The 9,305-nt window shown below is 68.7% G+C and carries 11 protein-coding genes; 2 read left to right on the top strand and 9 right to left on the bottom strand.

Going from position 1 to position 9,305, the window contains the following annotated elements; genetic code table 11:
- The first annotated feature begins 277 nt into the window (after positions 1-277).
- Positions 278-688, top strand: coding sequence for a PaaI family thioesterase (locus tag ACK5F2_RS17690; RefSeq protein WP_409867090.1), 411 nt, complete (start codon positions 278-280; stop codon positions 686-688).
- Between the two features lie 2 nt (positions 689-690).
- Positions 691-1,233, top strand: coding sequence for a LuxR C-terminal-related transcriptional regulator (locus ACK5F2_RS17685; RefSeq protein WP_409867087.1), 543 nt, complete (start codon positions 691-693; stop codon positions 1,231-1,233).
- Between the two features lie 33 nt (positions 1,234-1,266).
- Here the strand turns inward: ACK5F2_RS17685 and ACK5F2_RS17680 are convergent, their stop codons facing one another.
- The 9 genes from ACK5F2_RS17680 to ACK5F2_RS17640 form a co-directional block, all read right to left on the bottom strand.
- The gene (locus ACK5F2_RS17680) at positions 1,267-1,695 is read right to left on the bottom strand and encodes a DUF6691 family protein (RefSeq protein WP_409867085.1); all 429 of its coding nucleotides are present in this window, start codon (positions 1,693-1,695) and stop codon (positions 1,267-1,269) included.
- A 17-nt stretch (positions 1,696-1,712) separates the two neighbouring features.
- Entirely contained in the window at positions 1,713-2,141 is a 429-nt protein-coding gene (locus ACK5F2_RS17675; protein WP_409867083.1) for a YeeE/YedE family protein, read from the bottom strand.
- Position 2,142: 1 nt separating this feature from the next.
- Positions 2,143-2,484 carry an ArsR/SmtB family transcription factor gene (locus tag ACK5F2_RS17670; protein ID WP_409867080.1) on the bottom strand — a complete coding sequence of 114 codons (342 nt, stop codon included), beginning with the start codon at positions 2,482-2,484 and terminating at the stop codon, positions 2,143-2,145.
- Between the two features lie 95 nt (positions 2,485-2,579).
- Complete coding sequence (locus ACK5F2_RS17665; protein ID WP_409867077.1) at positions 2,580-3,326, bottom strand: arginine N-succinyltransferase; 747 nt, start codon at positions 3,324-3,326, stop codon at positions 2,580-2,582.
- The gene (locus tag ACK5F2_RS17660) at positions 3,323-4,372 is read right to left on the bottom strand and encodes an arginine N-succinyltransferase (RefSeq protein ID WP_409867075.1); all 1,050 of its coding nucleotides are present in this window, start codon (positions 4,370-4,372) and stop codon (positions 3,323-3,325) included. Before ACK5F2_RS17660 ends, ACK5F2_RS17665 begins: the two co-directional genes overlap by 4 nt.
- Positions 4,369-5,364, bottom strand: a complete 996-nt coding sequence (locus tag ACK5F2_RS17655) for a GlxA family transcriptional regulator (RefSeq protein ID WP_409867072.1) — start codon at positions 5,362-5,364, stop codon at positions 4,369-4,371. Before ACK5F2_RS17655 ends, ACK5F2_RS17660 begins: the two co-directional genes overlap by 4 nt.
- Positions 5,365-5,373: 9 nt before the next feature.
- A complete protein-coding gene (locus ACK5F2_RS17650) occupies positions 5,374-6,762 on the bottom strand; it encodes a YfcC family protein (protein ID WP_409867070.1) in 1,389 nt (462 codons plus the stop codon).
- Between the two features lie 11 nt (positions 6,763-6,773).
- Positions 6,774-7,895: a succinylglutamate desuccinylase/aspartoacylase family protein gene (locus ACK5F2_RS17645; RefSeq protein ID WP_409867068.1), complete on the bottom strand. Its 1,122-nt coding sequence runs from the start codon at positions 7,893-7,895 to the stop codon at positions 6,774-6,776.
- Between the two features lie 9 nt (positions 7,896-7,904).
- Complete coding sequence (locus ACK5F2_RS17640) at positions 7,905-9,149, bottom strand: cyanophycinase (RefSeq protein WP_409867065.1); 1,245 nt, start codon at positions 9,147-9,149, stop codon at positions 7,905-7,907.
- Positions 9,150-9,305: the final 156 nt, after the last annotated feature.

Below are 9,305 nucleotides of genomic sequence, written 5' to 3'. Positions count from 1 at the left end.
GGGCCCACTGTGGGCAGCTGACCGCGCTGCTCATGCCTCAAGCCTGGCACGCGATATGGGCCAGGCAGCAGCGGGCGCCCCGCCTGCGACGCAGCGGGCAAAAGAACGCTTCACAGAACGCCTGGGCGCCCGACACGGCCTCCACTCCATGGCCGGCATTGTCCTTCGAGCCGAGGGAGCCGCCGCCCGGGTTCACCCCCACGAGCCGGGGAGCGTGCGCCTGCCGCTACCATTGCGCCACCCCGCACCGCCCCAGAGCCCCAAGCCAGCCCAAGCCATGCCTCTCAGTGCCACCGATCTGCAAGCCGCCATCCCGCGCATCTTCGCGCCCTGGATCACGGCCATGGACTTCGAAGTGCTGGACTGCGGCCCCGGCGGGCAGGTGCGGCTGCGCATGCCGGTCAAGCCCGAATACGTCCATGTGGGCGGTGTCATGTGCGGCCAAGCCGCCATGGCCGCGGCCGATACGGCCATGGTGCTGGCCATGATGGCCGAGCTGGGCGAGTTCCGGCCCATGACCACGGTGCAGCTGAACACCAGCTTTTTACGGCCGGTGTCGGCAGACCATTGCCTGGTCGAGGCGCGGGTGCTGCGCAGCGGCAAGAGCCTGGCCTTTGGCAGCATCGATCTGCTCAACCCCGACGGGCGCCTGGCCGTGCAGGCCAGCACCACCTACGCCCTGCTCTGAGCATGGGGCTGGACTACCGCACCGCCTTCGAACGTGCGCCCGTCGGCCTGGTGCTCTCGCGCCAGCGCCTGATCGTGGACTGCAACGAGCAGCTGCTGCAGATGTTCGGGGCGCAGCGCGAGCAGCTCATTGGCCAGAGCTTTGCCATGCTCTACCCCAGCCCGGCCGAGTTCGAACACACGGGCCAGCGCATCGTGGCCATGCTGGATGCCCAGGGCTATTACGCCGATGACCGCGTGATGCGCCGCGTGGGCAGCCAGGAGCTGTTCTGGTGCCATGTCACCGGACGCGCCCTGGACCCGCAGGACCCCCATGCCGAGGGCATCTGGAGCTTCGAGGATCTGTCGCAGCGCCGGCGTCTCACGGCCGAGCTCACCGCCCGCGAGCGTGAGATCGCCGCCCTGCTGATCGAGGGCCTGACCAGCAAGCTGATCGGACGGCGGCTCAATATCAGCCCGCGCACGGTGGACGTCTACCGCGCCCGGCTGATGAAGAAGTACAAGGCCGCCACCACACCCGAGCTGATCAACAAGCTGCTGGCCTGATATCCGCCCTGCGATCTGCCCTGAGATCAGCCATCAGGCCCGGCGGCCGCGCTCCAGCAACTCGAAGACCAGCATGCCGGCCACCATGGCCAGCACAAAGATCAGGGCCTTGCCCTGCCCCAGGCCCAGAGCCACCAGACCCGGCCCCGGGCAGAAGCCGGCCAGGCCCCAGCCCACGCCGAAAGCCACGCTGCCCAACACCAGGCGGCGATCGATCTGGCGCGCGGTGGGCAGACGCATCTCCTCGTCCAGCAAGGAGCGTGTGCGCCCACCCGCGGCGCGGAAGGCCAGCAGGCCCACGCCGATGGCGCCCGCCATCACCAGGGCCAGCGAGGGGTCCCAGGCCCCGGCCAGATCCAGAAAGCCCAGCACCTTGGCCGGATCGGCCATGCCCGAGACCAGCAGGCCCAGACCAAACACCAGGCCCGCCAGCAGGGCAGCCAGAAGATTCTTGATAGGCATGATGCAGCCCTCCCTCTTCAGAAGACGTGACGCAGCAGATAGACGGTGACGAAACCCGCCGCCATGAAAGCCAGGGTGGCCACCAGGGAGCGCGGCGAGAGGCGCGAGAGGCCGCAGACCCCGTGGCCGCTGGTGCAGCCCGCGCCGTAGCGCGTGCCCACGCCCACGATCAGGCCGGCGGCGATCAGCAGGCCGGTGTCGGCCTCGATCTGCGGCTGCGGCAAGGGCGCGAACAGGCCGTAGACCAGGGGCGCGCCGATCAGGCCGGCCAGGAAGGCAATGCGCCAGGCCAGATCGCCGCGCACCGGGCGCAGCAAGCCGCCCAGGATGCCGCTGATGCCAGCAATGCGGCCATTGAGCAGCACGAACAGCGCGGCCGCCAGGCCGATCAAGGCCCCGCCGGCCAGGGCCGACCAGGGGGTGAAGGCAGACCAGGCAATATTCATCTCAGTCATCTCCTTGCGGACAGTAAAGCCGGTAAAGCGTGGCCAGCAGCTGCAGCAGCTCGGGGCTGGCGACGCGGTAGTAGATGTTCTTGCCCTCACGCCGGGTCTCGACCACGCCCTCGTTGCGCAGCACGCCCAGCTGCTGCGAGAGCGTGGGCTGACGTATGCCCAGGCGGGCTTCCAGATCGGACACGCAGGCCTCACCCTGCGAGAGCTGGCACAGCAGCAACAAGCGGTCCTCGTTGGCCAGCAACTTGAGAGCGGACACCGCCTGCGCGGCCGCCTCACGCAGCCGCTCGACATCCAGGGCCAGGGCAGAATTCACATCACACCTCACGGACATCCCGAGGCCGAAGCTGAGCTCGCCTTGGGCACAACAATTTACGAAATTATAAATTGTTTTCTTGTGAAGTGTTTGTCCCCGCCACTCGGGAGACTTCAAGCCTGTCGCGTGCTGGCCTGCAAGGCCCAGATGGGTCCGCCATCGTCGATGCGCACATGACGGCTGTAGGCAAAGCCCTGGCTCGCCAGGGCTTGCAGGGCCGGACCTGCGCACTCCGGCGCGCGCCCCAGGGCCTGGCGCGCCGGTTCGGCAAGAAAGGACAGATACAGGGTCTGGCGCGGCATCAGGGCGGCCAGATGCGCGGGCCAGGCCTCGCCCCAGCGCGCGCGCTGCGGGCTCGCGTCTGCGGGGTAGAAAAAACGCCCCAGCCCATCCCAGAAGGGCGAGCGGCCATCGGCCCGGCGCCAGCCGGCCAGCTCCACCACCAACTGGCGCTCGCGGTTGGCAGGGTCGGCCAGCCAGGGCTTGAGCAGGGCCTCCAGCAAAGCGCTCAAGGCCTGCTGGGGCTGCGGGCAGTCGGGCGCATGCGCCAGGTCCACCAGCTCGGCCTCGCCCGTGTGGTCATTGCCCAGCAACAAGGTGTCCTGACAGTGGTTGAGGCCCAGCTCGGCCGCCGCATGCACGGCCCGCCCGATGTGGAAGCTGTAGCGGGGGCGATCCAGGCCCAGGTATGGGCGCAAGCGAGCGCAGGCCTGGGGGCGGCCGTCGACATCGCAGAGCACCAGGGCCTGCTCATCGGGCGCGGGTGCCGCGGGAGGCAGGCCGGCCTGGTTGCGCCATTGGCCGCACACGGCCTCGTCCGCCGAGGTCCAGGCGCGCAGCGAGTACCGGGCATCGCTCATCGCAGCTCCTCCTGGACCGCATCCAGCGGCGAGACCATCACGCTCGCGCCGGGCGGCGGGCCCAGACGCTCGAAGACCCGGTGCTCGGGCGAAAGCTCCTGGATGCCGGCCGGCAGCCTGGCCAGGCTGGCGCGGAAGTCACGGCGCCGCTCGGTACAGACCAGATGCCAATGCTCCTGGCCCAGGCCCAGCGCGCCCGGCCGCAAGGCGAGGCGTCGCGCCTGACGCACGCTGCGCAGCAGCTCCAAGCGGCCCTCCACCGTGGGGCCGCCGTCGAAGATGTCGATATAGGTGTCGGCATCGAAGCCCTCGTCCTGCAGGATGCCGAAGGGCAGCTCGCCCACGGGATGAAGCTGGCCGATGGCGAACTGCGCCGCCTCGGGCAGCAGGGGCACATAGACCGGGGAATGCGGCATCAGATCGGCGATGAAGGCCTTGCTGCGTCCACCCACCACCTTTTCCGCCTGGGCGTAATCCATATTGAAAAAGCGCCGCCCCACCGCATCCCAGAAAGGACTGTGGCCTTGCGCATCAACCAGGCCCGGGTGCTCGGCCGCGATACGGCTGTTGAAACGCTCGGCAAAGAGGGCGATGAAGAGCAGGCGTGCGCGCGAGAGCAGCTGCGGCGCCAGACCGGCCTCGTAGGCAGGCTCGATGTAGAAGCTGGTGAGCAGGGTCACGCCCGTCAGATCGTGGCATAGATGCAGGGTGTGCAGACGCTGGCTCACCCCCAAGGCTGCCGAGGCATGGACCACGAACTCATTGCGATAGCTGTAGAAGCGATCGTGGAAGCCGGCGCTGGCGGCGATGCCGCTGCTGCCGATCACCCGGCCACGCTCCTCCAGCACGAAGAGATAAGTCTCCTCGCCGCTGGCCGCGTCTTCGCTGGCAAAGGCCTGGCAGGAGCGCTCGATGCGTTCGCGCAAGCGCTCGCTGTCCTCGGGCAGGGAGCTGATGCCATCGGCCGTGGCCGCGGCGATGCGCTCCAGGGCGGGCAGATCCTCGGGCGCCACCGGGCGCAGCAGCAGGTCGTGGGCAGGGCTCATGCGCTGGATTCTCCGCTGGCGCGCCATGGCAGGGCGGCACGCGCGCCAGCGCTGCGCTCCTCCCGCGGGGTGCGGCCAAAGGCGGCCTTGTAGGCATTGGAAAAATGCGGCCCCGAGGAGAAGCCGCAGGACAGACCGATCTGGAGTATGGATTGCCCGCTGTGCTGCAGCAGGCGACGCGCCCGCTGCAGACGCAGCTCCAGATAGTGGCGCGAGGGCAGAGAATCCAGGTGCTGCTTGAACAAGCGCTCCAGCTGGCGGCGCGACACGCCCACCAGGCGCGCCACCTCCTCGGTGGGCAGGGGTTCGGCCAGATTGGCCTCCATCAGGGCCAGGGCCTCGGCCAGCTTGGCGCTGGTGCGCCCGCCCTGCTCCGGCACGCGGGGCCGCACCTCGCGACCGCGCACCTGCTCCAGCCCGAGCAGCACGGCCAGCTGCTGGCCTGCGCGCTCGCCATGCAGGCTGGCCGCCCAGGCGCAGGCCAGGTCCAGGCTGGAGGCGCCGCCGGCACAGCTCAGCAGGGCCGGAGCGCGGGCCAGGTCCATCTCCCAGACCTGGTTGCACCAGACCACCTCGGGATGGTCGCTGCGCAGCGCATCGATCAGGGACCAGTCCGCCGTCATGCGGCGACCGGCCGGCAGGCCGGCCCGGGCCAGGCACAGGCTGCCACTGCCCACAGCCCCCAGGTGCGCCACCCCGGCGGCGACCAGGTCGCGCAGCAGCAGCTGCAAGCCCGGCGAGGCGGCGAGGCTGTCATCCCCGCCGACCACGAAGAAGGCAAACCAGTCGCGTTCCTCCGAGCGCATCGGGCGGCTGCGCAGGGCAGCGGCGCCCTCCCCCAGGCTCAGGCAGACGGGTTCGTAGCGCACCTCGTCCTGCAGCTCATTGAGCCGCCCCAAAGCTTCCAGCAGGCCCGCCGCGGCCAGCGCCGTGCCGCCAGGCAGCAAGAGCAGCGCGCAGCGACGGGTAGGCAGCGGGGCGGCAGGGTTCACGTCAGCACTTTACTGCCACTGCGTGAGCGCGGGCGGCACCAGCAGGGCCAGGGCCACGAGGAAATACACCACCTGCAGGGGCAGCATCCAGCGCACCCAGCGGCCGAAGGGAATGCCGGCCAGGGCCAGCACGCCCACGGTGATGCCCGAGGTTGGGATGATGGGCGTGCTCAGCTCGCCGAACTGGAAGGCCAGGATGGCGGTCTGGCGCGTCACGCCCACCAGATCGGCCAGCGGGGCCATGATGGGCATGGTCAGGGCCGCCTGGCCGGTGCCGCTGTGGATGAAGAAGTTGATCACCGACTGGATCACGAACATCTTCTGCGCCGCGAACACCGGGCTGGCGGACTCCACATAGGGCACCAGGGCATGCAGCAGGGTGTCGATGATGTGGCCATCGCGCATCAGGATCACGGTGGCCTTGGCCAGGGCGATCACCAGGGCCGTGCCCACCAGGTCCTTGGCGCCGCCCACAAAGGCAGCCACCCAGCGCTCCTGGCCCAGGCGCGCCACCACACCCACCAGGATGGCCATGGACAGGAAGAGCGCGGCAATCTCCTCGATGTACCAGCCGAACTTCACCACGCCCACGATCATGGCGCCCAGGGTGCCCACGAACAGGGCCAGCACAGCCTTGTGGGTGCGGGTCATGCCGCTGAACTGCTCAAAGGCGGCCAGGTCCAGATTGCGGCGCTTCTCCTCGTCGAGCTCGAAGGTCGGGCTCAGGCGCGGGTCGCGCTTGATGCGAGCCGCGTACCACATCAGAAAGGCGATGGTGAGCAGCGTGAACACCGCCCAGCACAGAAAGCGATAGCCCAGGCCCGAGAACATGGGCACCTGGGCAATGCCCTGGGCCACGCCCACATTGAAGGGGTTGAGGAAGGCGGTGGCAAAGCCGATCTGCGAGCCCACGAAGGGAATGGCCGCGCCCACCACGCTGTCATAGCGCAGGGCCAGGGCCAGGGGAATGAAGATCAGCACGAAGGGAATGGCCTCCTCGGCCATGCCGAATGTGGCGCCACCAATCGAGAAGAGCGTGACGAAGATGGGGATCAGGGCCACGCGCACAAAGGCCGAGCGGCTGTGGGCGCGCGCCACCGACTTGATCAGCGCATCGATGGCCTCGCTCTGCTGCAGCACGGCAAAGGTGCCACCCACGATGAGCACGAAGCCGATGATGAGCCCCGCTTCCACAAAGCCCTTGATGGGCGACATCATCAGGGCCACCAGGCCCTGGGGACGGCTCTCCACCCAGCGGAAGGAGTCGGGATTGACCACCTTCTTGCCATTGAGCATCAGGGTGTCGTACTGACCGCCAGGCACCACCCAGGTGGCCAGGGCGATCACGGCCAGCAAGGCGAAGAGCAGGACAAAGGTATTGGGTAGACGCAGTTTCATCGAGAGCAATCTCACATCGAGAGCAGCTTGCCGCTGCGATAGGCCTGGGCGCCGGCCACCTTGGCCACCCGCATGCCCCGCCCGGCCCAGCGTCGCGAGACGCGCGCGAACAGCCGACCTGACACGCTGGCGCGCAAGGGGGTGACGGTGTCGTCGAGCGGATCGATGAGCTCGGCCACCAGATCGCCGGCCTCGACCCAGTCGCCCGGTGCCTTGGCAAAGACCAGCAGACCGGCGTGCGGGGCCGTCAGCGGCTCCACGCCCTCCAGCGGCGTGGGCTCGCAGCGCTCGGCGGGCAGGGGCAGCAGGGGCGGCCCCTCGATCAGGCCCTGGCGCTGCAGAAAGGCCAGCAGAGCCTCGGCATCGCAGGCCGCCAGTGCGTGGTCGGTCTCGGTTTCGCCGCGCAGTTCCACCGTGGCCGCAAAGCAGGCCTGGGGAATGGGGAAGCGGCCCGCGAAATGATCGGCCAGCTCCCACCAGATGCGCGAGATGGTCTCGTCAAAGGGGTCGTCCCCCGAAGCCCGGGCCAGCAGCAGGGCCTGAGCGCCCAGCAGCGCACCCAGCTCGCGGGCCGGCGCCTCCAGCGGCGTGCCGGCATAGACATGCATGACGGCCTGGTGATCGCAGTGCAGGTCCAGCACCACATCGGCATCCATGGCCAGACGCTGCAGCAGCTGCTTGAGCGCCTCGGTCTCGGTCTGGGGCTGCCAGTCCGCGAGCAAGGCCAGGGCCTCGCGTCGGATCAGCTGCTTGTTGAGCTGCTCATCCTGACCCAGCAATAGCTCCAGGCGCGGGATCAGAGCCTGGGTCAGATGACGGTAGGCCCGATTGAAGTTCAGGCCCGTGGCCGCATCGAAGCGGCCGAAATGAGCCCCCTGCAGATCCTGGGACAGGCCCACCGGATTGGCCATGGGCAGGAGCAATACCTCGCCCGTGATCAAGCCCTGGGTCTCCAGCGCCAGCAGGCGCTGACGCAGATGCTGGGCCACCAACATGGCCGGCACCTCGTCGGCGTGCAGGGCCGCGTGGATATAGGCCTTGCGCCCGCTCTGGCCCGTGCCGAAATGCAGGCTGCGCAACAGGCGTGTCGTACCGGCGCTCGCCGCCGGCAGCGCGTGAATCTCGCTTCTCATGGGGGGCTTTCAGCGCGAGGTCTGAACAGGCATCAGACGGTAGAGGGGACGCTGGATCTGGACCGGCATCACGTCCAGGCCCATGCGGACCACGGTGTAGTCCTCGCCCCCGAAGGCGCCGGTGAACCAGCCACGCGTGGCGGGCGTCTTGTAGAGCCGGAACTCGAAGCCCAGGTCCGGCTGACTGTCATCGACCGCCGGGGTGCCGGCGAAGGCAAGACCCAGGGTCTCGCCGGCCGGGCTGTCCAGCAGGGTGCCCATGGCGTTCACCACGGTGGTGTCGCCCAGCATGTCGGCATAGAAGGGCACGCTCTTGAAATAGGGCTTGAAGTTCGGGGCCTTGGGATCGATGGCCAGGTCGGCGGCCTTTTGTGGCGAGGGCGTGGTCACGCCGGTCTTCAGATCGTGGCGATCGCCGCGGTCCAGATAGCTCAGCTGAGCCCCGCGCACATTGAAGGCGCCCAGCTGCGGCTCGTGACGGGCCTGGGACAGATCCACCAGCAAGGCGCCCTTGGCGCCAATCACCTCGATCTGGCCGCCCTTGATGATGGCGGCGCTGTCCTCGTCAACGCCCAGGCCCAGGCGATAACCCTTGGCCTGCATCAGAGGCAGCATGCGGCCGAAGCGGCCGCGCTTGAGAAAGTGCTGATCGATGAAGAGCTCCGGCCCCACAAAGCCCAGACCGCGGTCGATCTCCTGGCCCTCGCGCAGCTGGCCCTTGAGCACGCGCAGGGTGTCCTGGGCGTCCCGGAACATCACGGTGCTCATGATGGCCGCACCTGCGCTGCTGCCGGCCACCACGCCGCCGCTGCGGTAGACCTGCCAGATGGCCTGCAGCAGGGCCGTGGGCTCGCCAGCAGGCTGCAGGGTGTCGACGATCAGCTCCTGGGCGCCACCGGAGAAATAGACGCCGCGGGCCTGGCGCACCAGCTCCAGATTGGCAGGGCTCTCCAGCTCGGCCTTCAGATCGCGGTCCTTGAGGCGCGGCGCCACGGGCACCCACTGCGCCTGGGCACCCTGGCGATTGAGTGCCTCCACGATCTGGCGGGCGCTGCGCTCGGGATTGGCCGCCGCGGTGCTGAACACCACAAAGCGCGCGCCCGGGCCGCCGGCCTCGTCAACGATGCGTTTCCACACCACATGGTTGTCGTACTTGAGGGCACCGCCAATGGGAATGGCGGTCTGGGCGCCGGCAGCACCGGCCAGCAAGGCGGCGCAAGCGGCAGCAAATCGGAGTCGTGCGAGGGCAGGCATGGGATGGGGCGGGTTGGAAAGTGGCGCGATCTTGCCGAGGCCCTCCGGCGCCCACCAGCGGGTTAGGCCCCGGAGTGTGCCGCAGCGGCTCATGCCGGCAAATGCATGTCGCTTGCATGCAAGCCCGCAAGCGCGACCGTCACAAGGCTTGCATGC

The organism is Roseateles sp., from assembly GCF_046300915.1.
GTDB lineage: Bacteria > Pseudomonadota > Gammaproteobacteria > Burkholderiales > Burkholderiaceae_C > Kinneretia.
This window is presented reverse-complemented; position numbering and strand designations above follow the sequence as displayed.